The following is a 25,122-nucleotide window of genomic DNA, read 5'->3' on the forward strand; positions in this document are numbered from 1 at the left end:
TGATTTCTAATCGAAAATCAGTAAAGTTATTCTGACTTCCTGCGTCTTAAATATACAGAATAACAATGAGTTATCATTGCTATTTGTTAGTAAATAATCATTATTCTTAACTAAACGACATTGGGTGTCAATTCCTTTTCTTCACCATCAATGCTTGCTTTTACCCGTGGCATTTCGGCATTGCTAAAAACGCTGAATGTTGAGTTAGCTGTTCCTGTAATCATACCGGTTTTAGCCATTACTGCTTCTTCAAGTTCCGATAAAGTATGCATCTTCATTCGATATACATCCATTAAACCCATCTTATATATCTCTAGTTTAGGTTCTTCAGCGATAAATTGTTTCATGGTGGTTTCTGGGATGGCTGCCAATTCGGGCGTAACAAATGATGCTTTTTGGCCATACTCGATAAATACCTGACGGATTTCTTTCACACGAGCCATGTTTTCGGCATCACGTAAGTCAACATCTGATTTCAACGAGGCATAAATATAAAGCTGATAAACTTTTTTCATAAGCTCATCAGAGAATTGCATATAATTCAATAAGTTGGTAGCCGACTCACCAAGCTGACCTTTAAAATCAGTCACTTTATTCATATCGGCAGCTAATTTATCTTTGGCAGATGACCAGGCAGCATCACTTTCATACAAGTCAGTGAAATTCCATTTGTATTTATCATCAATATCGGCACGATCTTTTTGTCCTAAAACATTCATTGCCGACACCAACAGAAGGCTTAGTGTCAACAGAGTTAATGATATTTTATTCATGGTTTAATTGTATTGTGTTTAAAAATTTCGACGGCCAATTTAAAAAATAAAACGTATCAATTCGAAAAAAAAATGAAATTTCGATAGGGGAAAACAAATGTTGCGTTGTCCTTATGATGACAAGCGATTAACAAACAGTTAAACCTAAATATCATGAAAGCAACAAAACAAACTTTCGTACAAAATGCTCGCTACTTTATGATTCTCTTTGTGGGTATTCTTTTATCAAGCTCAATAATGGCAAATGGAAACGCCAGAAAGAAAAAGTTGGTACTTCAAGAAGGTACATACAAAGAAGTGAAAGGTAAGGTAGTGGATGCAAGCAATGGTGACGATTTGGTATTTGCCAATGTAGCCGTTGAAGGAACCAACATTGCCACGGTAACTAACTCTGAGGGTAGTTTTATTCTTAAGGTGCCCAATGATTTATTGGCCAAAAACCTGATTGTTTCTTACATAGGTTACGAACAAAAGGCATTACCAGTGGCCTCTTTAAAAAGCGATAAGAACAAGATTAAGTTATCGGTACTTACAGTGTCATTAGATGCGATTACTGTGTTTCCCAAGGATCCTGATTTGCTCATTGAGGCGGTTTTAAATCATCGCAAAGACAATTATTCACAGGATGAAAATATGATGACGGCTTTCTATCGCGAAACTATTCGTAAGCGTCGAGCTTATGCCTCATTATCAGAAGCTGTTGTCGAGGTGTACAAACAAGGTTATACCAATCATAAAAATGATGCCGTAAAACTATTAAAAGGACGCAAAAGCGTTGATTATAGTAAGCTTGATACATTGGTGTTTAAATTGCAGGGAGGCCCGTATTCAACACTGATGCTTGATATTATGAAGAGTCCGTATATGATTCTTAAATACGATGTACTTAAGGAATACGACTTTACAATAGGTAATATTACGCGCCAGGATGACCGTATACTTTATGTATTAAACTTTAAACAAAAAGACTGGATAGAAGAACCATTATTCTATGGTAGTTTATACATCGACTCTGAAACTATGGCCATTGTAAGTGCTTCGTACAGTATCAATACCGAAGATAAAAAAGCGGTTGGCGAAATGTTTATTAAACGCAAGCCGCCAGGGGCTGAAGTATATCCGACCAAAGCTTCATATTTGGTAACTTATCGTGAACAAAATGGAAAATGGATTTATGGTTATTCGAGAGGCGAAATTACCTTTAAAGTAAATTGGAAGAAGCGATTCTTTAATACGTATTACCACACTGGTATTGAAATGGCGGTTACCGATTGGGAAAAAACAGACTCAAAGACATTTAGAGGTGTTGAACGCATGAAATCTAATATCGTGATGAGTGATACGGAGATGGGGTTTGCCGATGCTGATTTCTGGGGGGCTTACAATGTTATTGAGCCTGAAAAGTCAATTGAATCAGCCATTAAAAAGATTCAAAAGAACATTGAAAAACTGAATAACTAGTTACACTTCTAAACCAAAACAATTATATATCAAAAGCTGGCTGCCTAATGGTGGTCAGCTTTTTTGTTGTTGATAGTCAATAGCTCTGTTTAAACGCTTTAACTCTCTTACTAAGAAAAATGAAGTGATAACAGCTGAAACGGTATCAGCAATTGGTCCGGCCAGCCAAACACCATCAAGGCCTAACTGCTTTGGTAAAATAATTAAAACCGGCATCAACACAATAACTTGCCGCAATAATGACAGAAGAGCTGATAAACCTGCTTTTCCTGTTGATTGAAAATAGTTACCTGTAATAATTTGAAAGCCAACCAATGGAAGAGCCAGAAGGAATAATCGCAATCCTCTGGTTCCAATATCCAGTAATTCTTTACTGTCGTTATTAAAAGCCTTTACTATCGTTCGAGGGAATAGTTCGCTTAAACCAAAACCAATAAAGGATACAATTGTCGCAAATATCAGGCTTATAACTAAAGTTTGCTTGACACGTTTATAATCTTTGGCACCATAATTAAAACCGATAATTGGCTGTGCCGCCATATTGATGGCAATAATTGTCATGACCAACAGCATGGCTACACTCATGATAACCCCCATGGCACCTACCGCCAAATCGCCTCCATATTTGACCAATTGAAGGTTAAACGTACCAAAAACCAGGCTGGAGGCCAACTGCATTGAGAATGGTGCAAAACCAATGGAAAGGATGTACCAGACAATGTCTTTTTTGAGCTTAAAATTATTCATGCGTAATCTGATGACCGAACGCTTACTTCTGAAGTGAATTATCACCCATATCATCAGAACAAATTGCGATATAACAGTAGCATAAGCGGCACCTGCAACGCCCATATCCAGGGTGAAAATAAAGATAGGATCCAGAATAAGGTTTAAACCAGCACTAATGACCATCGATATCATGGCCACCTTGGCACTGCCTTCCGAACGTATCAGGTTGTTTAATGAATAGCCGACAATATTAAATACAGAACCGAATAGTATGATGTTCAGGTATTCGTTGGCATAATCAAATGTTTGATTGTTAACTCCAAAGAAATGCAACAACGGATCTTTGATTGCAAACCCCAATGCCATTATAAATAAAGCGACGACTACCATTAAAAGAAAAGCATTGCCCAGTACCTTTTCAGCCCTTTTGAAATCTTTTTTTCCCAAATTAAGCGATACCCTTACACCTGCACCCATGCCAATGAGCATGCCAAAGGCCATCATAATGATCATTATGGGAAAAACAGCACTTAAACCAGATAGAGCTGCAGCACCTACGCCATGGCCAATAAAAATGCGATCAACAATATTGTATAATGAATTGATTATGACACCTGCAAATGCTGGCAGAAAGTATTTCCAAAGTAATTTAGGTATTCCTTCGAATTCCAGCTCTTTTACATTTTGTGCCTGTTTTGACATCATCTGATTTCTAATTAGAATGCAAAAGTAAGAAAAGGCGATGATTCGCAAGTTTATTTCCGATGTATTGTATGTGCCCTGTCTTTTGTCGAATTAATTGCATAATTTGATGTTATTATCTTTAAAACACATTATGCGAGTTGGATTTTTAGTGATTACAGTGTTAGTTGCCGTGGTGGCTAAATCGCAAGATGCACATTACTGGACTGAACAATACGGCACAAGTTCAATGTTGTTGAGTAATTCAGTGTTTGGAAGTGTAGAGGATTTAGGTGCTGTTTATTACAATCCGGCGCGCTTAAGCTTCATTGAGGATAATGCGTTTTTAATAAGCGGTAAGGTTTATCAGTATAGCTCATATAAGTTTGAAACCACCACCGATACCGAACGAACATCGCCGCAAAAACAATCCGCTTTTGGGGGAGCACCTAGCTTGCTGGCCGGTACCTACCGCATAAAAGGATTAGATAAGCAATCATTTGCTTATTCTTTTCTCGGGCGTCGTCGAATGGATATTAATATCATCGAAAGCAATAGTGCTTATGGGAATGTTTTGCCATCTATACCCGGTGAGGAGCACTTTAGTGGGGATGTTATTTTACAGAAAAAATTTAATGAAGAGTGGCTTGGTTTGAGCTGGGCATACGGTCCGAATGATAGATTTAGTATAGGAGTTACCAACTTTTTAACCATTAGAAAGCAGCAAGCAGCTGATGAAATGCAGATAAAAGTGTATACCGAATCTGAGGATGTTGAAACATTCAGTAATCATAACAGTTATCAGTTTTCGCATATGGGTTTACTATGGAAAATTGGTTTGGCCTGGCATCTAAATCCTGTGTCATGGGGAGTGACTATTACAACACCAACAGTTTCCTTATCGGGTGATGGTGCATTTCTTTACGAGAGAGTGTATACTGGGATTTACGATTCCAATCCGGTTTATGAATTAAATGGTCAGCGAAAGCTCGAAACGACCTATAAAACACCATTTTCTATAGCCGGAGGATTGGGTATTAAATTAAAAAGGGGGTCATTACATGCCAGTGCAGAATATTTTGGACCTGTTAAAGAGTATACATTAATGAGTGGTGTTCCTTTTGAAGGACAAAGTACCGGTGAAGTTTATCAGGCTTATTTGATTGATGAATTAAATCCGGTGTTAAACTTTGGAATCGGTTATAACTTTGTTTTAAGTGATGAAATTGTCGGGTACCTCAGTTACTCTACCGATTTTTCAGCGGCTGTGGCAGGATTAAATGATGATTCAGGTTTTCGGGCGGTTTCATATTCTTCAACCTTCAATTCGGATATCAATCATTTTGGTGGAGGAGTGGAGTTACACCTAAAACGTGTGGATATTACTTTTGGTGCAACTTATTCAACAACAAAATATACATTAGAACGCCCTATTAGCTTTCCTCCAAGTGGTGGGAATGGCTTGTTAGAAACGGGAGCTCAAACAGATATTCGTTGGAACAGGTGGAGATTTATTATTGGTATTTCCATCCCGTTCTTAACTGATTTTGCTAAGAAATGGGAGGAGAAGCTTTTTAACAAGGAAGAAACATCGAATTAATTGGCGCACAAGTTATCACATGTGTCTTCTGATTATTTTATTTTCGACAGTATTTTTCTTGCTCTATTAATTTCACCTTTGCTGCCGTAGGGTAAGAGGTTTTCAAGCACTGCTTTTAATTCTGGGATTAGTTCCGGATAGGGTTTTGTTAAATCATATATGATTTGCATGCAGTGCGCTTTTACGGCAATTGGTGTTTCCTCTGTTTGCAATGACTCAAAACAGCAATCAAGAAAATTTCCATCCGCCATTTCACTTAAGTCGTGCTGCGAAAGGATGCGCATATAATGCCGTTTAATACTTTGATTGGTAAGTTTGGGTGTTCGTTGCATAATTAACTCAAGGTGTTCATCTAAAACGTTTTGATTTAAATCATGTGATAAATCCAATAGGTAGGCAGTTCGCCAGGCAATTTTGTTTTTAGGGTGTTCATTCAATTCTAACAGAAGCTTAATTTTCTCAGACGATTGATAAAACTCTTTTGCCAGTTCTTTGAATGTTTCGCCAGCCCATTGGCTATCAATTAGAGCGATGATTTGGTCTTTTGTACTACTCATAAAAGCATGTTTACAACAAAGATAATGGTGAAAGCTAATATTTGATATTTACACATCAATATTGAAAGCTAATATTTTCTATCTTCGAAAAAAAAATCAATCATGCGCTACTATATAGCTGTTTTATTATTTGCCATTGTTCCTTTCGTGATGAACGGGCAAACTAAATTATCAGAAGAAGCAGAAATTTCATTGTTAACATGTGAAGCAGGTGATGAGCTTTATTCCTTGTTTGGGCATAGTGCCATTAGAGTTAACGATCCTATTAGTGGTTTTGATTGGGTATTTAATTACGGCACATTTGATTTTGATACACCTAATTTCTATCTCAAGTTTGCCAATGGTAACCTTAATTACATGTTAAGTATGGGGCATTACCGCACATTTATAAGAAATTATCATTACGAGAAGAGGGGTGTGTGGGAACAGAAAATCAACTTGACACCACTGCAAAAACAGAAACTGTACAGTGCTTTATTAACAAACTTGCAGCCTGAAAATCGCCTTTATCGATACGATTTTTTATTTGATAACTGTGCTACTCGCATACGTGATATTTTTGAAGACAGCATTGATGATGAATTAGTTTATGATACAAAATCTGTTGATACATACACATATCGTGAGATGCTTCATATTTATGACGAAGATAAACCTTGGATTGCCGATGGTTTAGATCTTATTTTGGGTATGAAAACTGATTACGATGCCAATCAACACAATCAAATGTTTTTGCCCGATTACTTGATGAAGCATTTAAGTGGGGCAACCAAGAGCAGTAATTCAGAAGCCTTATTGGGCGACGTTAAAACGGTTTTATCATTTGATAAACCAGCAGACGACAACAGTATTACACCATCACAATTTTTTTGGTTACTTTTTGTCTTATCGGCATTAGTGGCGTATGTAGAAATTAAAAGAAAACGACCACTGCTTATTTTGAATCGATTATTCTTTTTGCTTACAGGAGTAGTTGGGTGCTTAATATTTTTCTTGTGGTTCTTATCGCGTCATAGTGTTACGGGTGAGAATTTTAACATGTTGTGGGCCATTCCATTTAATGTTTTTGTGGCCTTTTTTGCGTCGTGGTTTTATCGTTCTAAACCTTTTCAGTATTATCTATTGTTCCTAATTATTGGTGCAACCATTCCACTTTTATTTTTTTGGCTTATCCCGCAATATCTGCCTGCTATGGTATATCCTTTGTGTTTGCTGTTAATCAGTCGATATGCCACTTGGTACTACCTCTTAACAAGACGTTAACAAAAAGTAAAAGAACCATTTTCATTTCATCCTGTTTCAATAATTATGAAACGGATATGTACCCTATTGCTGATAGTTGGATTATGTGCATTTAATAGTTTAAAGGCACAAAATGTTGAAGAGATTACCATTAAGCAACTATTAAGTCGAGTTAATGAGAATACAGATACATTATATGTTGTTAATTTTTGGGCAACCTGGTGTCCACCATGTGTTGAAGAATTACCAATTTTTGCGGCTCCTGAATTAAACGATTCAGATAGGAATGTTAAAGTTCTTTTAGTTAGCCTTGATTTTAAATCGCAAAAGGAAAAGCAGCTCCTTCCGTTTTTAGAGAAAAAGAAAATTCAGCAAGAAGTCATTCTTTTAGATGAGCGCAACCCAAATGATTGGATTGAACAGATTGAAGAGAGTTGGTCTGGCGCTATACCTGCTACTGTTGTGTATCATCAAAACAAAAAGGTGTTTCACGAAGGTGAAATGACCTTGCCACAATTACACGAATTAATAAGAAGTATAAATCAATAAAAACACAATCATGCAAAAAGTATTCCTATTTGCCGTTTTATTTATTGGGGTAAACATTATTCAGGCACAGTTAAAGGTGGGCGATATTGCACCTGATTTTAAATTGACAAATACCGATTATCAAAAAGTAGCTTTATCTGATTACAATGATCAGGAAGGTGTAATTGTTGTTTTCACTTGTAATCATTGCCCTTATGCTAAGTTCTATGAAGAGCGAATTAACCTCCTTCATAAAACATATGCACCACAGAAATTTCCTGTTGTAGCCATTAATCCTAATGATTCGGTTAAGTATGCTACTGATGGTTTTTCGCACATGGTGAAAAAAGGCTATAAATTCCCATATTTACTCGATAATGAAGGCGTTTACAAGGCTTACGGTGCAACTAAAACCCCTCATGTATTTCTATTAAATAATACTGGAAAAGGTTTTGAAATTGCTTATATAGGTGCAATTGACGATAGTCCGCAAGAGGCTTCGCAGGTGCAGGTAAAGTATTTAGAAGATGCGATTTCGTCAGTAAAGGCTGGCAAGGCAGCACAGCCGGCCATAACAAAAGCGATCGGTTGCAGCATTAAACCATTTCAATAAATAAGGGGATAAGGAAAAGAACAAAAGAATTTATTATTCAATGGTTTCATTGCTAAGATGAAACCATTACTTTTGTATCGACTTAGATTATTTAAATGAAGTTTATATATAAATCCCTAGCGACAATTGCCATTACCAGTACTATATGGATAAGCACTTCGATGGTTAATCCTGTATCGGAATCATTTGGTAGTGATTTTAATCCGCAGGGTATAGAGATGAGTTCATTCCAGGTTCCTGACTTTTTATCAGACAATAAGGAGTTTGAGCACCTTGAAAAGCAGATAGAGCGTTTTATGCGTCGTGAGATGCTGGTTGGAGCCTCGGTTGCAGTAGCAAAAGATGGTAAACTGGTTTATGCTAAAGGATTTGGTAATTCTGATAAAGAGTCTGGACAGGCAGTTGAATCTCATCACTTATTTCGGATTGCCAGTATCTCAAAGCTAATTACTGCTGCTGGTGTTATGCGTTTGCAGGAGCAAGGTAGTTTGTCTCTTGATTCAAAGGTGTTTGGTAGTGATGGAATTCTTAATGATTCGATTTATCTATCATATCGCGACAAACGTGTCGAGCAAATTACGGTTCGCAATCTACTTGAGCATAGCGGTGGATGGACAACAAGGTGGGGCGATCAAATGTTTATGCCAACCATTGTAGCCCGATCACTTCATAAGCCTTTGCCCGTTACCAAAGATGATATCATTCGTTTTGTATTAAATAAGCGTTTGCACTTTACACCTGGTCAGACAACCTATTATTCAAATTTAGGTTACATGATTTTAGGAGAGGTGATTTCTAAAGTGTCTGGCATGGATTACGAAAAGTACATTCAAACCAATTTGCTTTATCCTTTAGGCATTTTCGATATGCGTATAGGAGGAAGTTACCTGAATGAAAGAGCTGAGTTAGAAGTGAAATATTATGAGCCAACACCCACTTTTTATGTCAGTGATCATCAGGGTGATACCACAGAAGTATTGAGAACGTACGGTGGAAACGATATGTACGCGCTTGGAGCTGCAGGTGGATGGATTGCTTCATCTACCGATCTTATGAAGTTACTACTGGCCATAGACGGTTTAGATACTTATCCCGATTATCTGTCAGCAGAGAGTGTTCAAAGCATGGTGAGTAAAGATGAAAACAATTACGGACCATTAGGATGGCGACGTATTCGCTCAAATACATGGTATAGAACTGGTACATTAGCTGGTACTTCGGCGCTTATGGCTCGTAAAGATGATGGTATCTCTTATGTGGTCCTCTTTAATACAGGAAGTTGGAAAGGCCCAGCATTGGCCAATGATATTTCTCGTGTGATGGACCGTGGAATTAAACCAATAAAGGAATGGCCAGAGTATAATTTGTTTGAAATGGATAATACTTGGGCAGCATCATCTCGTAGACGCCCGCAAGTCATTTATTAATTGTCTGTTAATTTTAATTTTGAGCCTTCTTATAATCTGCTTGCTAGCATTTGATTGAACACGCTGGCACCTATATTGAACACCCTTCTGTTTCTCATAAATTTGTTTTTAGTGATTTTTACAATGAATACTAAAAAGCAAATAATGGGTTTTTATAAATTAACTTACCTTATTGGAGCAATCGTTTTATTTAGTGCATGTCATCAGTCAGAAACTAAAGAAACACCATTGATTCCATTTCCTAATCAGATTAATTATAATTCTGGTTCCTTCATATTTAGTGAGCAAACCCCAATCGTAATCGAAGAACAGTCTTTACGGCCAGGTGTTGAGGTATTTGTTGAGAAGGTAGAACATCATGGGGGGCATCCGCTTTCTATTAAAGAGGGAGGAGTTGTTAATAATGCTATCTCGGTTAGTTATAACCATCAACTAAACGAAGAAGAATACAAATTAGATGTTCAGTCTAATGGCGTAAGTATTGAAGCAGCTAATAGCAGAGGTGTTTTTTATGCGCTTCAGACTTTCTTACAATTATGTCCTAATGATATATTATCTGAGTCTGATAAAAAGAAATTTAATTACTCAATTGCTAATGTTTCTATACAAGATAATCCACAGTTTAAATGGCGCGGTATGATGCTTGATGTTTCACGCCACTTTTTTACGAAGGATGAGGTTAAAGAGATGATTGATTATTTAGCTTTTCATAAAATCAATGTATTTCATTGGCATTTGGTAGATGATCAGGGCTGGCGTATTGAAATTAAAAAGTATCCAAAACTTACAGAGGTAGGAGCGTGGCGAGTTGATCGTGAAGATTTACCATGGGATTCCCGTCCACCTATGAAACCTGGTGAAAAAGCTACTTATGGCGGTTTTTATACGCAGGAAGATATTAAAGAAGTGGTGGCTTATGCCAAAAAACGATTTGTGACGGTTGTACCTGAAATTGAAATGCCAGGGCACACCACATCATCATTAGCTGCTTACCCTGAATACTCATGTACAGGAGGTCCGTTTAATGTAATGCCTGGAGGTTTGTGGCCAATTACCGATATTTATTGTGCTGGTAATGATGATACATTCTCCTTTATTGAAGACATCCTTACAGAGGTGATGGCACTTTTTCCTTCCAAATATATCCATATTGGAGGTGATGAGGCCAACAAGGCTGAATGGGAGAAGTGTTCAAAATGTCAGGCGCGAATAAAGGAAGAAAAGCTGGCGGATGAACATGCATTACAGAGCTATTTTATTACAAGAGTAGAGCAGTTCTTAAGTGCTAATAATCGCACGCTAATTGGTTGGGACGAAATATTAGAAGGCGGTCTGGCACCTAATGCCACAGTGATGAGCTGGCGTGGTTTTAAAGGAGGTATTGAAGCAGCCAATAGTGGTCATAATGTAATTATGTCGCCAACATCGCATTGTTATTTTGATTATTATCAAGGACCTATTGATACAGAACCGGTTGCTTTTAATGGATTTATTCCATTGAAGAAAGTATATGAGTTTGACCCGATTCCGGCTGAGTTGAGTGAAGAAAACGCAAGGTTTATCCTTGGTGGACAAGGGAATTTGTGGACCGAGAAAGTACCCGATAAGGCACATATGCAATACATGACTTTTCCACGTATGGCTGCAATGGCCGAAGTATTATGGACATCAGAACAAAGTCGAGATTGGGATAGCTTTAGTCAGCGATTAAAAGCAATGACTCTATCATACGATGTAATGGGCTTGAATTATGCCAAAAGTATGTATACTGTTCAGTTTGAAAGTATTTTTGATGAAAAAGCTAAAACAATTGGATTGCAATTGTTTACAGAAATGCCTGGTACCGAAATCTATTATTCAACAGATGGTTCGGAGCCAAGTGTTACGGCAAACAAATACGATAAGGCCATACACATTGATAGTTCGGTAGAAATAAAAGCGTCTACTTTTGTCGATGGTGCTAAAGTGGGCATTACTTCAGGTGTGAATTTTGATATTCACAAAGCTACTGCTAAATCACTCGAGTATAAATATTCACCGCATGATAGATATAAAGGTGATAGTGAAATTACCTTGGTAAACAGCCTTCGTGGAAGTCGCAACTTTAGCGATGGTAATTGGCAAGGTTTTCAGGGAAACAATCTGGAGGTTGTTATTGACTTAAATGAGGTAAAGGAATTATCGAAAGTGGTGACAGGCTGTTTACACGAAACCGGTTCATGGATATTTTTACCACAGGAAATTAAGGTTCAAACCTCATTGGATGGGAAGCAATTTGTTGATTCAGGTTCGACCATAAATAGTATTCCGCTGCAAAGTGAATCATTGGTGATGGATTTTAATGTGGATATTTCGGGTACAACTGCTCGTTATATAAAAGTGACGGTAGTTAATCAGGGAGAAATACCACAATGGCATAGTGGCTCTGGTAGTCCTTCGTGGTTATTTGTTGATGAAATTATAGTAGAATAAATACTTTTCGAGTGCATGGTGCTTTGTTCACCATGCACTTTTATTAGCTCCTTTGAAAGTCATTAGGAGTTTAGAACAAGCTTCCCTGAACAGCCTGGTCAGTTACATCAATAATTTCATCTTCCTCTCGCAGGTACCACAGATACCCTTCAATATTTGAATAACCCATTTTGCTAAGCAAATCCATGTAGCGCTTTACCTGTAACGCATGTTTCTCCTGCTTAAGTTCTCCAAATTTATAGTCTACAATAATCACTTTACCTTTAGTAATAATGACGCGATCGGGGCGATAGGTACCCGTTGAAACCATTATAGTGCCTTCATTAATGACTTTGTTCTCAGCATTGAACCATTCTTTAACTTGTTCCTGATTAATCTTGGATTCGATGAAAGTTTTCAGGCTTTCTTTTTCTGATGTTTTTAATTGTCCGTTTAAAACCAGTTTGGTAATAGCTGTATCAACATCATCAGCATAGATTATTAATTCAAAAAGACGGTGCATTAATTTACCATGTCTGAGGTGTTTCAAGCTGTCAGGTGAACTCATTGCGGTGCTTTCGGGATGTATTTTGATGCGAGAGCCATATTCTGTCGTCTTGAATTGTTCAGTTGCTTGGTTGTTAGATGCTTCTTTTGGTTTTTGTTGAGGAGTGAAGCCATATTCAAAATACTTTTCTTCCTCATTCCAGCCATCAATGAGTTGCTCAATCACTTTTTCGTCCATGCCCGAAAGCATGTTAAACTGATTGATTAAACGATAAAGCAGATGCGATACATTTTTTAATCCACCGGTTTTAGCCGGTTGTTCGGCAAAAATAACCAGACTCTCTTCTGCGCGAGTTAAGGCCACATAAAGGAGGTTCAGGTTATCAACGAACTGATGTAAGCGTTCAGTCAGATATTCATCAACAAAAATTGAATGAAGTAAAGTGTCGGAGTAGTTGACTGGTAATAGCTCCAGCTTATTAAATGGTTCAACTTTTGGTTGACTCCAGATAAAACTGCCACGACCCTTGTCGTCAATATTCCAATTGCAATAGGGGATAATTACGGCTTTAAACTCCAGTCCTTTGGATTTATGAATCGTCATAACGTTAATCGCATTTTGTCCTTCCGGCACTGAAATAGATGTTCCCTGGCCTTTATCATCCCACCAATTGATAAAATCATGAACGTTAACTGAGTAGTTAGTGACATAGTCACGCACCGCATCCAGTAATCCTTGCAGAAATACAAATTGATTTTGATGCAAGTCATCAGGCAATTGCCGTACTAATGCTTCGCACATTTCAAAAAGCGGTTGTCCTTTTAATTCAAGAAGTTTTGATGATAATGATTCGAGTTGAGTCGCATTTTTGTGATGTAAAATGGCTGTATCGCATTGAATGGCCTCATCAAAGGCATTGGTTTGGTAAAAGTGACTGTAAAGCTTTATGAAAGCCTCAAAAACTTCATTGTCTGGTTCTTGAATGTGTTTTATTTGCTGAATAATCAAGTTAACAGCCGGTGAACTGCTTAATAATAAAGTTTCATTGGAAATAACCGGATGCTTCTGTTCAGTTGGTGAACATGAACCTGAGAGCAAAGCTTCTGTTATTTCCTGACCTTCACTTTTTCGGCGTACAAGAATACAGATATCTTGATAGTCGTAACCTTCTTTCAATAAACGTTCAATTTGAACTACCGCAGCCTGAGTTGCGTTATTTCTGAATTCAGCGTTTTTACCTTCCTTAAAACCAACATGAATAAAGCCACCTGAGTCAGTTGATTTAGGTGCTACCTTTTGAATTGTATCGTCATAGGCAATACTTATTTTCCGTTGTAAATCTTCTGGAATAGCCTCTTCGGCAATAGCTTCCTTTGATGAATTAATAAATTCGGTTTGAAGCATGCGAGAGGCATTGGCAAACACAATATTATTGAAGGTTATGACATTCTCTGTGCTTCGCCAGTTGGTGTCAAGCGTTTGTGGATTGATGCCATGACTTGTAAAGTCAATATTGACCTGGTCACTTAATAATTTCCAGTCAGAGTTTCGCCAGCGGTATATACTTTGCTTAACATCGCCCACAATCATGGCCATATTGCCATTGCTCACGCTGTTTTGTAATAAAGGTTTAAAGTTGTTCCACTGCAGTTTCGATGTATCCTGAAACTCATCGATCATATAGTGTTGAAAACGTGTTCCGGTTTTTTCGTAAATAAAAGGGGTGTCGTTCTCGTCAATTATTTGTTGTAATAAGCGGTTGGCATCAGCTAGTAAGAATAGGTTTTCGTTACGTGCGAGCTCGTTTACCTTAAGTGCAATATCGGTGGTAATTCCCAGGGCATTAAGGTTTGATAAGATAGCTCGTGCTGTAAAGTAGTTCGTTTTTTGCTCATTAAAGATTGTGGATAGCTGAACCAAGGCTTCATTAAGGCCACCATTAAAGCAATCGACAATGATACTATTATCCGATTCGGAATTTTTACTGTGAAAGCACAATTCCGGATTGTTAGCAAGTCCATTTAGCTTGCTTATTTCCAAATAGTCTGCCGCTTTTGATGCGTTAACTATTTTCTCCAATTTTTTAAGAGGGGAACGCGATTTACCTTGCAAAACATTCCAGTTAACGCCAAATGATTTTAATGCATCAAGTCCGCTTTGAGCCGCTTTCTGAGTTGTCTCTTCAAAAGCATCAACTATTTGTTTTAATTGATAGCGATAACTATTTAGTAGCTTTTTATCACGCAGTTTACTTAAGACTTCAGGTTCAAGACTCTGGAATTCTTCTTTAAACACTTCACGACCAAGCGTGTTGAGTTCCTGGGCAATATTCCAGTCTTTTCCTTCTTCAATTTTTGAAAGCGTGTGTTTGATCAGCCATTCTTTTAAGTCTTCATTGCCTTTTAGCTCCAATTCGCGTAAAAGGTTATCAACGGCTTGAGATAAAATGCGGTCAGAATCCAGTTCGACTTTAAAGTTGGCCGGCAGGTTAGCTTCGTAGGCAAATGATCTAATCACCTTTTGAAAGAAACTGTCAATAGTGTTGATGGAGAATTTAGAGAAATCATTCAGGATATTAATCAATAGGCTTTTGGCAACTTTACGAATATAAGCCTCTGGTTTATCATGAATCTTCATCAAATCATCCAGGTAATCAGGTTTTGGTGTAGTGGCCAAAGCAAACAAATTCTCCAGAATTCGATTTTTCATCTCCGAGGTAGCCTTATTAGTAAAAGTCACCGCCAGAATGCTTTTATAACTATGAGGTTCCTGAAACAGGAGCTTAATAAATTCGCCTGATAAGGTGTAGGTTTTTCCAGAGCCGGCCGAAGCACGATATATTTTCAATTCTGACATGAACGATTTGCTTTAAAATCAAAAGTAGTGATAAATGTGGAAATGATTTTTGAAGAACCAATGAATAGGCATTTAGCTGTTCGCTTTTTTTTATTAAACATGCAATGTCACTCTTTAAAGTCGATGCACTTATACTTCTAATTCTTGTATTTTTTGGCGCTAAGTTGAATATGACCAATGACTTTCTGATTAATGCATTAGAGCTACTAAATAATCACTCAAATCGAAGTAGAATTGATATTGTTATTCTACAGTTTCGGTACAAATGCCTCTGTTTTTTTGTCGAAAGTTTATAAAATACTGAGATGGATGTGGCGTCGAGCCATGTTGTTCTCAGATATTCCGACATGTTTTTGATAATTTTATAAAACAGCCTGCAGATTTTTTAGGCAAGTTTGTTAAAAGCGTAGAATGTTCTGAGAAAAAACCAGAACTTTTTGAGAAAAAGTGACAAGGTTTAATGAATTTGACAGATTTTCGACTGAAAATGTCAGGTTAATATGAGTAAAAACAAAGCCCGGCTTCAACCGGGCTTCAGTAACTATTTTAGAAATACTTTACTAGTCTGTCAGTGATTTGTTTAAGTGCACCATCTTGATGGCAGTTATAGCGCCTTCATCGCCTTTGTTGCCATGTTTACCACCGCAACGGTCAAGTGCTTGTTGCTGGTTCAAGGTTGTTAGCAATCCAAAAATAAATGGAATAGGATACTGTACGTTTAATTGTGTGATACCTTGCGTTACACCATGACAAACAAAGTCAAAATGTGGTGTGTCACCCTGAATAACACAACCCAGGCAAATAACAGCATCAACATTTGTCATTTCAGCAATATACTTTGCACCTGCGGTTAACTCGAAGCTACCTGGTACATATTTCTTTATAATGTTATCTTCCGATGCACCATGTTTGATTAGTGTATCATATGCACCTTTATAAAGTGCCTCAGTAATCTCAGTGTTCCACTCCGATACCACAATGCCGAATTTCATTTCAGCGGCCGAAGGAACATCTTCTATATTATAATCCGATAGGTTCTTAAGACTTGTTGCCATTGTTTTATGTTTTGTGCAAAAATAAAAGAGGTTGCCTAAATAGACAACCTCTTTCAAATATTTTAGTTCAAATTACTTCAATTGTAATTCTGCGCGAGTCAAATATTTATCAACCTGACGAGCCTCAGCAGAAGTGCTGTACTGGTCTTTGATTTTTTTGTATGCTTCAACAGCAGCTTTGTAATCCGCTTTTGCTTCATACATTACACCTAATTTCATTAAATAGGTAGGTGCTGTTAATGTATTGTCATATGATGCAGCATCTTTGTATTGAGCAATTGCATCGTCATTTTGTCCTAATTCCGAATAGGCATCTCCCAATGCACCGGCAGCTGTAGCAGCAATCATCTCTTCGCTTGTCGAAAAACCTTTTAAGTAATCAACAGCCTCAGCATAATTGCCTAAATGAAGATTAGAAATACCTGCATAATAAACAGCTAAGTTACCTGCATTTGTTGAACCGTAGTCTTCAATAATATCAAGGAATCCAGCGTTTAATCCGTCTCCATTCAAAGCTAAGTTGAATGAATCTTTCTCAAAGTGCTGCTGAGCATAAAAGATAGTTTCCTGAGCCTCTTTTTCAAGTGGCATAAAATAGAATTTCTTTGTTCCCCAATAACCTGCTACTATAACTATTATTACTAAAGCAATGATGGTTAGTCTATTCTGGTTCTCTTCAATAAAGTGCTCCGTCTTACTCAATGCGCTCTCCACATTTTCGAAGCTATCGTCTTGAGGCGTATGTTTCTCTTTTGACATTTTAAGTAAATTTTTATTCGAATGCCAAAAGTAATCGTTTTACTATAAAAACAAAAGGTGGATTATTACTTTTTATAGCTTGTTGATAAATATATTTATAACGAGCTTCTGTTCTAGGAAAATATAGATTGACTTTGCTAAGTTCTTCTTGGTGTTTGTGAGAGAAATATTGGACTCTATAATTTGAACAATCGCGGTTGGTTAACTACTTTTGCACAAAACCTATTCACATGCACATCAGGCATCTTAATTTGATCAATTTTAAAAATATTCAACAGGCCGAAATTGACTTTTCGCCTGGTATAAATTGCCTTGTAGGTGAGAATGGTGCTGGGAAAACCAATGTGCTTGATGCCCTGTATTACCTATCGTTTTGTAAAAGCTATTTCAACTCCATTGACAGCCAGAATATAACTCACGAGCAAGAGTTTTTTGTGGTGCAAGGGCAATACGAGCGTCAGGATGAAGATGAACATATCTATTGTGGGTTAAAGAAGTCGCAGAAGAAGCACTTTAAACGTAACAAGAAAGAATATAGTAAACTAGCTAACCACATTGGTTTGTTACCATTGGTAATGATATCGCCAGCCGATGAGCAATTAATTAATGAGGGGAGTGAGCAACGACGAAAATACATCGATGGTGTTATCTCACAGTATGATAAGCCTTTCTTAGATGATTTAATGCGATACAATCGCTCTTTGATGCAACGTAATGCCACACTTAAGCAGTTAAAAGAAAGTGGAGCGCGTGATTATTCAATGCTTGATTTATGGGATGAGCAGTTGGAGCAGTTGGCCAATCGTATTTATAATAAGCGTATTGACTTTATTAAAGAACTGGTGCCGGTATTTCAGAAATACTATGCATATATATCCGATGGAAAGGAAGAGATTGCCTTAAACTACAAATCACACTTGCATGAGGGTGATTTAAAGAGACAACTGCTTGAGGTACGAAGTAAAGATACCATTTTAGGCTATACTACCCGTGGCGTTCATAAAGATGATTTAGAATTATTGCTTGGAGGTTATTCCATTAAGAAAATAGCTTCGCAAGGACAGAAGAAAACTTTTTTGATAGCGCTTAAGTTGGCTCAGTACGAATTTATACAAAAACACAATGGGATAAAGCCCATCTTATTGTTAGATGATATTTTCGATAAACTAGATGATGCGCGCAGTAATCGTTTACTGCAATTGGTTTCGGAGGATGTTTTTAATCAGATTTTCATCACGGATACCAATAAAGCTTACCTGGTTGATATTGTTAAGCGAACAGGAAAAGATTATAAAGTATTTGACGTTGCAGGCGGACAAGTATTGATAGAAGGGGAGGAAGAATGAGACGAAAAAAAACGCAAGCCATAAGCTCAATTATTAAAGAGGCACTTAAGCAACAAGGCTTAAATAAAGGATTGCTCGAAAGTCGTGCTGTTAATTACTGGGAAAAAGTTCTGGGTGCATCGGTGGCTCGTGCAACTCATCGGATATATATCAAAGATGGAATTTTGTTTGTAGAGATGACTTCATCGGTATTAAGAAATGAGCTAATGATGTGGAAGGATAAAATTATAATCAATCTCAACCAGGCGATAGGTGAAAACATTGTGAAGGATATCGTTTTTCGCTGATGTCTAATAAATGATGGTAACGAAAAAAGTGCTCTATGCTATATGCAAAGACCACTTTTTATATTTTATCAATTCGTTAAACCTATCATTCAACAGGTTTTCAATATTAAGGATGTTTCTCTAATAATTCTTTATCGCTAAAAAAGAAATGGCTCTCTCTGTCGGCACTTTCATTACTGTCTGAACCATGAATCGCATTATGAGCTTTGCTGGCGGCAAATAACTTACGTATGGTTCCTTCTTCAGCTTCTGCCGGATCGGTACTACCTATTAATTTTCTAAAATCAGCAACCGCATTTTCTTTAATAAGAATAGCTGCCACAATCGGGCCAGATGACATAAAATCAACCAAATCGGGGAAAAATGGTCGGCCCTTATGTTCTTCATAAAACGTTTCTGCGTCTTCTTTGGATAATTTCAATGATTTAATGGCTGAGATACGAAATCCAGCTTCTTCTATCATATTTAAAATAGCGCCGATATGCCTGTTTTTTACAGCTCCCGGCTTAATCATGGTAAGTGTTTTATATCCTTCCATACTTAACTGATTATTTAGTGTAAGGTAAAAAATTATAAATCCTAAATTACAAAATTTTTAGTCTCTTAAAATTATATCTTTGTAAAATCAATAAAAGATGCAAATGAATATAAAAGACAAGTCACAAATAGAATTATTCAAGACCAACATAAACAACAGCCAAAAAGTAGTAATTGTTCCACATAATAACCCTGATGGAGATGCATTAGGTTCTTCTTTAGGACTTTATAATACTTTAAAAAACATGGGGAAGGACGCGACTGTCATTTCGCCAAATGAATTTCCTGATTTTTTAAATTGGATGCATGGTGTTGAGGATGTGTTGATTTATGACAAGAATATTAAAAAAGCATCTCAATTAATTAAAGATTGTGAACTGGTGATATTTGTCGATTTTAATGCTTTATCTCGCATCAAATTAATGGGGAATGTTTTTAAGGAGGATGAAACACCTCGAATCATGATTGATCATCATCCATTCCCGGAGGCTAATACGGCCAATATTCAGATTAGTGTACCCGAAGCATCATCAACTTGTGAGTTATTGTTTCATGTATTAAATGAAGCAGGTTTTAAAAAGAATATAACTAAAGAGGCTGCCGAATGTATTTATGCAGGTATTATGACTGATACTGGCTCATTAAACTATAATTCGAGCCGACCCGAAACATACCTGATTGTGGCTGATTTATTGCGCATGGGTATTGATAAAGAGCATATTCATCACATGATATTTCATAATAACTCATTTGATCGTATGCGTTTACTGGGGCATGCGCTCGGCGAAAAAATGGAGCGTATACCAGAGCAGAGAGCTGCTTTTATATCTTTAAGTCAGGATGAGTTGAAACGATTTAATTTCAAGCCAGGGGATACCGAAGGGTTTGTTAATCAGGCTTTGTGGATTGAAGGCGTTAATCTCTCAGCTATGTTTACTGAGAAGAAGGATATTGTGAAAATCTCCTTTCGCTCTCGTGGTGGGTTTCCGGCAAATAAATTTAGTGAAACTTATTTTAATGGGGGAGGTCATTTTAATGCAGCCGGTGGTGAGTCGAAGTTAAAATTGGATGAGACGGTAGAGCGTTTTAAAACTGTATTAAAAGAGTTCTGTGAAGTCAATAATTACAATTAAATATATCGTAATCTGTACTTTTCTATTGTTTGGTTTTGTAAACTGCAAAGAAAAAGCACAGCAACGAAAGCGCGTAACTAAAGACATGCTCCTCGAGATGAACCGGCAGATGGTGAATACTGAACAGGAGGTGATTCAAAAGTACATCGAGGATAATGGTTTGGATATGCAAAAATCTGAAACCGGGTATTATTATCAAATTACAACACCTTCAAATGCAGACTCTATTCGTATTGGGGATGGTGTTGTGTTGGCCTATACCACACGATTGCTTGATGGAACGATTTGTTATTCATCTGCCACCGAAGGCTTAATGAATTTTACCGTTGGCAAAGCTCAGGTTGAAGCCGGGTTAGAGCAATTTGTACAAGTGCTAGGTCAAGGAGCTATTGCAAAGCTTATTCTTCCTCCATACCTGGCTCATGGTTTGGCTGGTGATGATAATAAAATACCAAAATTAGCCATATTGATGATGGACATTGAAGTGGTAGAGATAATACATCCAGTGGCGGAACATTCAAAATGATTTGAAGATTGCACAAAAATGATTTTCTTTGTGCTTTAGTCGAAAAGACAAAACAACAAACAATGAATAAGAGAAAAGTATTCAACCAAACTATATTAGCTGTATTTGTATTGTCGGTTGGGTTTGCATCATGCGAAACCAATAACAATTATTTTAATGCTAAAGAGGCACTGGAACAAGAGCAGGCATTATTAGAGCGTTATTACAACGAAGAAATGGAAAACGGTCTAAGTCGATTAGATTCAACCACGGCAGTAACTGTTGATACGGTTGACCATCGATATGAGTCGGGAATGATGATGTATCATACGCACATTGGTGAAGGAGACTCCATTGGTGCGTATAAAACTGTAGGTTTTAGATATAATCGTTACCAAATTTTTATCGACACGGATACAATAACAAATGAAGAGACGACCGTTGAAGTGTTATTGGAAAGTAATGAATATTCAATCACGCCATTTAGCTTCACAACTTATCCCGTTGGAGGTGCTCCTGTTGCTGGTTCAAATGTTTTTCCGGGTGTTAACGAAGCAATTATGCACATGCGATTGTTTGGTAAGGCAAAGGTTGTTTTGCCATCTACAATTGCCGACAATCAGTTTCAACCACATATTTTTGAGATTGAAGTTACCACAGTAAGAAGATAATTTATAAAAGATAAATCTTAACAAAGCCACTGTCATTTTATTGATGGTGGTTTTTTTTTTATGCTCTTTAATGACCTGGTTATTTAAATCTGATTTTTATTAGGTCATTTTTATTGTTTAGATGTCGAAATTGTACTTTTAATATTATCTTGCTTACCGTTTTGTTTTAAGTGTATGTAGTCGCTTACAATTGTAGAATACTACTTTGGAAATGAAATGAAACACACATTTATAAATTTATACACAAACTAAAAACAAAGGGAGGAGAGCTTAGCTTGCCTTCTGGAATTAACAATTTAAATTATGTCGAGTAAAAACAACAAGGTGTTGCCAATAGTAATGATGTTCTTTCTATTTGCAATGATTTCATTTGTTACTGGGTTGTCAAACCCAATGGGTGTAATTGCCAAAAATCAAGAAGGTATTCTTAACTGGATGTCGCAATTAGGAAACTTCGCTAACTTCTTGGCTTATTTGCTATTAGGTTTGCCTTCAGGGATTCTGTTGAAGAAAAAAGGTTATAAATTTACAGCCTTAACAGCAATTGCACTTGGTATTTTTGGTGTAGGCGTTCAGTTGATTTCCGGATTAATGCCATATGAAATTGGCGATAATTTCACACCAATCTTTTCTGTTTATCTTACCGGAGCATTGATTTCAGGTTTCTCAATGTGTATGTTGAATACTGTTGTTAATCCTATGCTAAACACTTTAGGTGGTGGAGGTAAAAAAGGAAACCAGTTAATTCAATTTGGTGGTTCATTAAACTCTATGGCTGCTACTATAGTTCCTATTCTTGGGGGTTACCTAATTGGTGATTTAGCCAGAGCTACCATGAAAAATGCTGTTCCGGCATTATTAATTGCCATTGGTATTTTTGTTGCTGCTTTTATAGTATTAGCAATTGTCGCAATTCCTGAGCCTCATAACCGTGGAGTTGAAACTGAGAAAAAGAAAGAGAAGTTCAGTGCAATGTCATTCCGTCACTTCGTTTTAGGAACAGTTGCAATTTTCTTATATGTAGGTATTGAGGTAGGTATTCCAAACTTCATTAACCTGTTCTTAACAGCAGCAAAAGATGCAGCTGACGGAGCTGCAGGTATGGGTATTGATCCTGCAGCAGCGGGCTCGGTAGTAGGTACATATTGGTTCCTAATGTTAATAGGTCGCTTAACTGGTGGTATTCTTGGAAGTAAATTCTCAGCTAAAGCACAGTTGACTTTTGTTAGTACTTTGGGTATTGTTTTAGTCGGTCTTGGTATTTTCCTTCCGTCAAGTATTTCTGTAGGAATGCCTGTGTTTATGTCTGATTTAAGTTTTGGTATGCAAACTGTACCTCTAGCTGTAATGTTATTTGCACTTTGTGGTTTATGTACTTCTATTATGTGGGGTGGAATTTTTAACCTTGCTGTAGAAGGAATTGGTAAATACACTGAGATGGGATCAGGTATTTTTATGGTAATGGTAGTTGGTGGTGGAGTACTTCCATTGATTCAGGGTGCTGTTGCTGATATTACAGTTAGCTATATGGCATCATACTGGGTAATTGTAGCTGCATTGGTTTATTTGTTGTGGTATGCTCTTGCTGGTTGTAAAAACGTGAATACAGATATTCCAGTTGAATAATTAAATGATAACGATATTTAACACCATGACTTCTTGTTATACAGGAAGTCATGGTTGTTTAATGAATATTTTAACTAAAAACTAGTCAGATGAAAAAAGTAGCTGTAGGTGTAGATATAGGCGGAACAAATACTGCCATTGGAATAGTTGATGAAATGGGGCATGTACTATCAAAAGGTGGAATATCAACACCATCTCATGGTAATGTGGCTGTTTATATTCAGGATTTATCAGATGCTATCAATAAAATGATAACCAATGTGAAGCTGACGAATGAAGATATTGAAATTGTCGGTATTGGTGTTGGTGCACCCAATGGAAATTATTATAATGGAACCATTGAATTTGCTCCAAATTTATCTTTCGAAGGTGTGGTACACGTTGTTAAGCTCTTAAAAGAGAAGTTTCCGGAAATGGATGCTATTGCATTAACGAATGATGCAAATGCTGCTGCAATTGGTGAAATGATTTATGGTGGTGCTAAGGATATGAAAAACTTCGTGATGTATACCTTGGGAACAGGAGTAGGTAGTGGAGTAGTGGTTAATGGTGATTTGGTTTATGGTCATGATGGTTTTGCCGGAGAGTGTGGTCACACTACATTAGTGCCAGATGGTCGTTTATGTGGATGCGGTGCTAAAGGACATTTAGAGGCCTACTGCTCGGCGCCAGGAATGAAGCGTACGGCTTTTGAGCTGTTGGCTAAATACAATGCAACAGATAGTCCATTGGCTAACCATACCTATAACGATTTAACTTCTAAGATGATTTATGATGCAGCAGTCGCTGGTGATAAAGTGGCGCTGGAAGTATTTGAATTAACAGGTCATCATCTAGGTCAAGGTATTGCTGATACGATTCATCACTTAAGTCCCGAAGCAATCTTCTTGTTTGGTGGACCTTTAGCTGCTGGAGATTTTATTATTAAGCCAACTAAGGCAAGTATGGAAGCGCACTTGTTACCAATATTCAAGAATAAGATAAAATTACTACCATCTAATCTTGATGCCGGTGATGCTGCTATTGTGGGAGCTAGTGCTTTGGCCTGGAAAGAACTTGATAAGTAAGTACATCTAATTGATATATGAGGAGGGAATTCATTTTGGATTCCCTTTTTTTTATGTAAGTAATTTTCTCTTAATTTCGCAGGATAATACATCGAAGAAATGAGTAAGAAGCAGGTTATATATCAGGGTGCCATGGAATTGTTCGTAGAAAAAGGATTTGCAGCATCTGTAAACGAACTAATTGAGCGAGTGGGAATAGCAAAAGGAACGCTTTATCACCACATAACCAACAAGGAGCAACTGATTATTGAAATTTATAAGCAACTCATGTTTGAAGTTGAAGAGCAATGTGTGAATATTTTGAATGAAGATCAAAAAGAAAATACAAAGCAAGTGTTTAGTCGTATTGTCAAGTGGTTCATTACTCATCCTGTTAAGTTTTATTATATCAATATTTTTGAATCGAGCCCGTATATGAAGTTGCATTTTGAGTTAGTGGAGGATACCAAAGAGGGACCACGACGATTTATTATGCAAAAAGTAAATATGGGGATATTGAAAGCATACAAAACAGATATGATCGCCTTCTTTGATTTTGCTTTTACTCGTGCTACCGCTAATTATTTTCTGTCACTTCCAAAGCCATTGAAATGCTTTGCTGATGAGTTCGACGCTGCTTTTGATATGTATTGGGATGGTGTTGCGCAAAAGCAATCATCTGTTGTGAAATAGCGCTGTGCTGTGGTGTTGAGTTTGATGTGTTGTTGGTT

The 25,122-nt window shown here is 37.1% G+C and carries 22 protein-coding genes; 15 read left to right on the forward strand and 7 right to left on the reverse strand.

The features are described 5' to 3' along the window. Nucleotides 1–110 precede the first annotated feature (110 nt). The gene (locus tag JIV24_RS12145) at nucleotides 111–773 is read right to left on the reverse strand and encodes a gluzincin family metallopeptidase (protein WP_200465315.1); all 663 of its coding nucleotides are present in this window, start codon (nucleotides 771–773) and stop codon (nucleotides 111–113) included. Nucleotides 774–926: 153 nt separating this feature from the next. Here JIV24_RS12145 and JIV24_RS12150 point away from each other — a divergent pair, with 153 nt between their 5' ends. Beyond that, complete coding sequence (locus JIV24_RS12150; RefSeq protein WP_200465316.1) at nucleotides 927–2,234, forward strand: carboxypeptidase-like regulatory domain-containing protein; 1,308 nt, start codon at nucleotides 927–929, stop codon at nucleotides 2,232–2,234. Nucleotides 2,235–2,288: 54 nt separating this feature from the next. Here the strand turns inward: JIV24_RS12150 and JIV24_RS12155 are convergent, their stop codons facing one another. After that, nucleotides 2,289–3,668 (reverse strand): MATE family efflux transporter, encoded by a 1,380-nt coding sequence (locus tag JIV24_RS12155; RefSeq protein WP_234445813.1) that lies wholly within the window; start codon nucleotides 3,666–3,668, stop codon nucleotides 2,289–2,291. Between the two features lie 130 nt (nucleotides 3,669–3,798). Here JIV24_RS12155 and JIV24_RS12160 point away from each other — a divergent pair, with 130 nt between their 5' ends. Further along, nucleotides 3,799–5,244 (forward strand): hypothetical protein, encoded by a 1,446-nt coding sequence (locus tag JIV24_RS12160; protein ID WP_234445814.1) that lies wholly within the window; start codon nucleotides 3,799–3,801, stop codon nucleotides 5,242–5,244. A 32-nt stretch (nucleotides 5,245–5,276) separates the two neighbouring features. On the opposite strand, the gene JIV24_RS12165 is transcribed toward JIV24_RS12160, so the two are convergent. Beyond that, nucleotides 5,277–5,801, reverse strand: a complete 525-nt coding sequence (locus JIV24_RS12165) for a hypothetical protein (protein ID WP_200465318.1) — start codon at nucleotides 5,799–5,801, stop codon at nucleotides 5,277–5,279. 102 nt (nucleotides 5,802–5,903) lie between these two features. On the opposite strand from JIV24_RS12165, the gene JIV24_RS12170 reads away from it, so the two are divergent. The 5 genes from JIV24_RS12170 (at nucleotide 5,904) to JIV24_RS12190 (ending at nucleotide 12,083) form a co-directional block, all read left to right on the forward strand. Then, nucleotides 5,904–7,064 (forward strand): Lnb N-terminal periplasmic domain-containing protein, encoded by a 1,161-nt coding sequence (locus tag JIV24_RS12170; protein WP_200465319.1) that lies wholly within the window; start codon nucleotides 5,904–5,906, stop codon nucleotides 7,062–7,064. A gap of 45 nt (nucleotides 7,065–7,109) precedes the next feature. Continuing rightward, nucleotides 7,110–7,592: a TlpA family protein disulfide reductase gene (locus JIV24_RS12175; RefSeq protein ID WP_200465320.1), complete on the forward strand. Its 483-nt coding sequence runs from the start codon at nucleotides 7,110–7,112 to the stop codon at nucleotides 7,590–7,592. Between the two features lie 10 nt (nucleotides 7,593–7,602). Continuing rightward, nucleotides 7,603–8,184, forward strand: coding sequence for a thioredoxin family protein (locus JIV24_RS12180; protein WP_200465321.1), 582 nt, complete (start codon nucleotides 7,603–7,605; stop codon nucleotides 8,182–8,184). A 95-nt stretch (nucleotides 8,185–8,279) separates the two neighbouring features. Beyond that, nucleotides 8,280–9,611, forward strand: coding sequence for a serine hydrolase domain-containing protein (locus JIV24_RS12185; RefSeq protein WP_200465322.1), 1,332 nt, complete (start codon nucleotides 8,280–8,282; stop codon nucleotides 9,609–9,611). A gap of 144 nt (nucleotides 9,612–9,755) precedes the next feature. Next, nucleotides 9,756–12,083, forward strand: coding sequence for a glycoside hydrolase family 20 protein (locus JIV24_RS12190; protein WP_200465323.1), 2,328 nt, complete (start codon nucleotides 9,756–9,758; stop codon nucleotides 12,081–12,083). 70 nt (nucleotides 12,084–12,153) lie between these two features. On the opposite strand, the gene JIV24_RS12195 is transcribed toward JIV24_RS12190, so the two are convergent. From JIV24_RS12195 to JIV24_RS12205, 3 genes are all read right to left on the reverse strand, one after another. After that, complete coding sequence (locus JIV24_RS12195; RefSeq protein ID WP_200465324.1) at nucleotides 12,154–15,426, reverse strand: UvrD-helicase domain-containing protein; 3,273 nt, start codon at nucleotides 15,424–15,426, stop codon at nucleotides 12,154–12,156. Between the two features lie 560 nt (nucleotides 15,427–15,986). Beyond that, nucleotides 15,987–16,481, reverse strand: a complete 495-nt coding sequence (gene ribH / locus JIV24_RS12200) for a 6,7-dimethyl-8-ribityllumazine synthase (RefSeq protein ID WP_200465325.1) — start codon at nucleotides 16,479–16,481, stop codon at nucleotides 15,987–15,989. A gap of 72 nt (nucleotides 16,482–16,553) precedes the next feature. Next, on the reverse strand, nucleotides 16,554–17,240 hold the full coding sequence (locus JIV24_RS12205) for a tetratricopeptide repeat protein (RefSeq protein ID WP_200465326.1): 687 nt from the start codon (nucleotides 17,238–17,240) through the stop codon (nucleotides 16,554–16,556). A 230-nt stretch (nucleotides 17,241–17,470) separates the two neighbouring features. On the opposite strand from JIV24_RS12205, the gene recF reads away from it, so the two are divergent. Beyond that, nucleotides 17,471–18,586, forward strand: coding sequence for a DNA replication/repair protein RecF (gene recF / locus JIV24_RS12210; RefSeq protein ID WP_200465327.1), 1,116 nt, complete (start codon nucleotides 17,471–17,473; stop codon nucleotides 18,584–18,586). Further along, nucleotides 18,583–18,873: a DUF721 domain-containing protein gene (locus tag JIV24_RS12215; protein ID WP_200465328.1), complete on the forward strand. Its 291-nt coding sequence runs from the start codon at nucleotides 18,583–18,585 to the stop codon at nucleotides 18,871–18,873. The genes recF and JIV24_RS12215 overlap by 4 nt, the downstream gene beginning before the upstream one ends. 106 nt (nucleotides 18,874–18,979) lie before the next feature. Here the strand turns inward: JIV24_RS12215 and ndk are convergent, their stop codons facing one another. Then, on the reverse strand, nucleotides 18,980–19,411 hold the full coding sequence (ndk, locus tag JIV24_RS12220; protein WP_200465329.1) for a nucleoside-diphosphate kinase: 432 nt from the start codon (nucleotides 19,409–19,411) through the stop codon (nucleotides 18,980–18,982). Nucleotides 19,412–19,508: 97 nt separating this feature from the next. On the opposite strand from ndk, the gene JIV24_RS12225 reads away from it, so the two are divergent. The 6 genes from JIV24_RS12225 (at nucleotide 19,509) to JIV24_RS12250 (ending at nucleotide 25,084) form a co-directional block, all read left to right on the forward strand. Continuing rightward, entirely contained in the window at nucleotides 19,509–20,543 is a 1,035-nt protein-coding gene (locus JIV24_RS12225; protein ID WP_200465330.1) for a DHH family phosphoesterase, read from the forward strand. Continuing rightward, complete coding sequence (locus JIV24_RS12230) at nucleotides 20,521–21,069, forward strand: FKBP-type peptidyl-prolyl cis-trans isomerase (protein ID WP_200465331.1); 549 nt, start codon at nucleotides 20,521–20,523, stop codon at nucleotides 21,067–21,069. Before JIV24_RS12225 ends, JIV24_RS12230 begins: the two co-directional genes overlap by 23 nt. Nucleotides 21,070–21,131: 62 nt before the next feature. Next, nucleotides 21,132–21,719, forward strand: coding sequence for an FKBP-type peptidyl-prolyl cis-trans isomerase (locus JIV24_RS12235; RefSeq protein WP_200465332.1), 588 nt, complete (start codon nucleotides 21,132–21,134; stop codon nucleotides 21,717–21,719). 303 nt (nucleotides 21,720–22,022) lie between these two features. Further along, entirely contained in the window at nucleotides 22,023–23,345 is a 1,323-nt protein-coding gene (locus tag JIV24_RS12240; protein ID WP_200465333.1) for an MFS transporter, read from the forward strand. Between the two features lie 89 nt (nucleotides 23,346–23,434). Further along, nucleotides 23,435–24,412, forward strand: a complete 978-nt coding sequence (locus tag JIV24_RS12245) for an ROK family protein (RefSeq protein WP_200465334.1) — start codon at nucleotides 23,435–23,437, stop codon at nucleotides 24,410–24,412. Between the two features lie 99 nt (nucleotides 24,413–24,511). Further along, nucleotides 24,512–25,084 (forward strand): TetR/AcrR family transcriptional regulator, encoded by a 573-nt coding sequence (locus JIV24_RS12250; protein WP_200465335.1) that lies wholly within the window; start codon nucleotides 24,512–24,514, stop codon nucleotides 25,082–25,084. Nucleotides 25,085–25,122 lie beyond the last annotated feature (38 nt).

The sequence above is a fragment of the Carboxylicivirga marina genome, from assembly GCF_016612505.1.
Taxonomy (GTDB): Bacteria; Bacteroidota; Bacteroidia; order Bacteroidales; family Marinilabiliaceae; genus Carboxylicivirga; species Carboxylicivirga marina.

Coding starts and splice junctions, on each gene's coding strand:
- JIV24_RS12145 (WP_200465315.1), bottom strand. CDS start 773: ATGAATAAAATATCATTAACTCTGTTGACACTAAGCCTTCTGTTGGTG.
- JIV24_RS12150 (WP_200465316.1), top strand. CDS start 927: ATGAAAGCAACAAAACAAACTTTCGTACAAAATGCTCGCTACTTTATG.
- JIV24_RS12155 (WP_234445813.1), bottom strand. CDS start 3,668: ATGATGTCAAAACAGGCACAAAATGTAAAAGAGCTGGAATTCGAAGGA.
- JIV24_RS12160 (WP_234445814.1), top strand. CDS start 3,799: ATGCGAGTTGGATTTTTAGTGATTACAGTGTTAGTTGCCGTGGTGGCT.
- JIV24_RS12165 (WP_200465318.1), bottom strand. CDS start 5,801: ATGAGTAGTACAAAAGACCAAATCATCGCTCTAATTGATAGCCAATGG.
- JIV24_RS12170 (WP_200465319.1), top strand. CDS start 5,904: ATGCGCTACTATATAGCTGTTTTATTATTTGCCATTGTTCCTTTCGTG.
- JIV24_RS12175 (WP_200465320.1), top strand. CDS start 7,110: ATGAAACGGATATGTACCCTATTGCTGATAGTTGGATTATGTGCATTT.
- JIV24_RS12180 (WP_200465321.1), top strand. CDS start 7,603: ATGCAAAAAGTATTCCTATTTGCCGTTTTATTTATTGGGGTAAACATT.
- JIV24_RS12185 (WP_200465322.1), top strand. CDS start 8,280: ATGAAGTTTATATATAAATCCCTAGCGACAATTGCCATTACCAGTACT.
- JIV24_RS12190 (WP_200465323.1), top strand. CDS start 9,756: ATGGGTTTTTATAAATTAACTTACCTTATTGGAGCAATCGTTTTATTT.
- JIV24_RS12195 (WP_200465324.1), bottom strand. CDS start 15,426: ATGTCAGAATTGAAAATATATCGTGCTTCGGCCGGCTCTGGAAAAACC.
- ribH (WP_200465325.1), bottom strand. CDS start 16,481: ATGGCAACAAGTCTTAAGAACCTATCGGATTATAATATAGAAGATGTT.
- JIV24_RS12205 (WP_200465326.1), bottom strand. CDS start 17,240: ATGTCAAAAGAGAAACATACGCCTCAAGACGATAGCTTCGAAAATGTG.
- recF (WP_200465327.1), top strand. CDS start 17,471: ATGCACATCAGGCATCTTAATTTGATCAATTTTAAAAATATTCAACAG.
- JIV24_RS12215 (WP_200465328.1), top strand. CDS start 18,583: ATGAGACGAAAAAAAACGCAAGCCATAAGCTCAATTATTAAAGAGGCA.
- ndk (WP_200465329.1), bottom strand. CDS start 19,411: ATGGAAGGATATAAAACACTTACCATGATTAAGCCGGGAGCTGTAAAA.
- JIV24_RS12225 (WP_200465330.1), top strand. CDS start 19,509: ATGCAAATGAATATAAAAGACAAGTCACAAATAGAATTATTCAAGACC.
- JIV24_RS12235 (WP_200465332.1), top strand. CDS start 21,132: ATGAATAAGAGAAAAGTATTCAACCAAACTATATTAGCTGTATTTGTA.
- JIV24_RS12240 (WP_200465333.1), top strand. CDS start 22,023: ATGTCGAGTAAAAACAACAAGGTGTTGCCAATAGTAATGATGTTCTTT.
- JIV24_RS12245 (WP_200465334.1), top strand. CDS start 23,435: ATGAAAAAAGTAGCTGTAGGTGTAGATATAGGCGGAACAAATACTGCC.
- JIV24_RS12250 (WP_200465335.1), top strand. CDS start 24,512: ATGAGTAAGAAGCAGGTTATATATCAGGGTGCCATGGAATTGTTCGTA.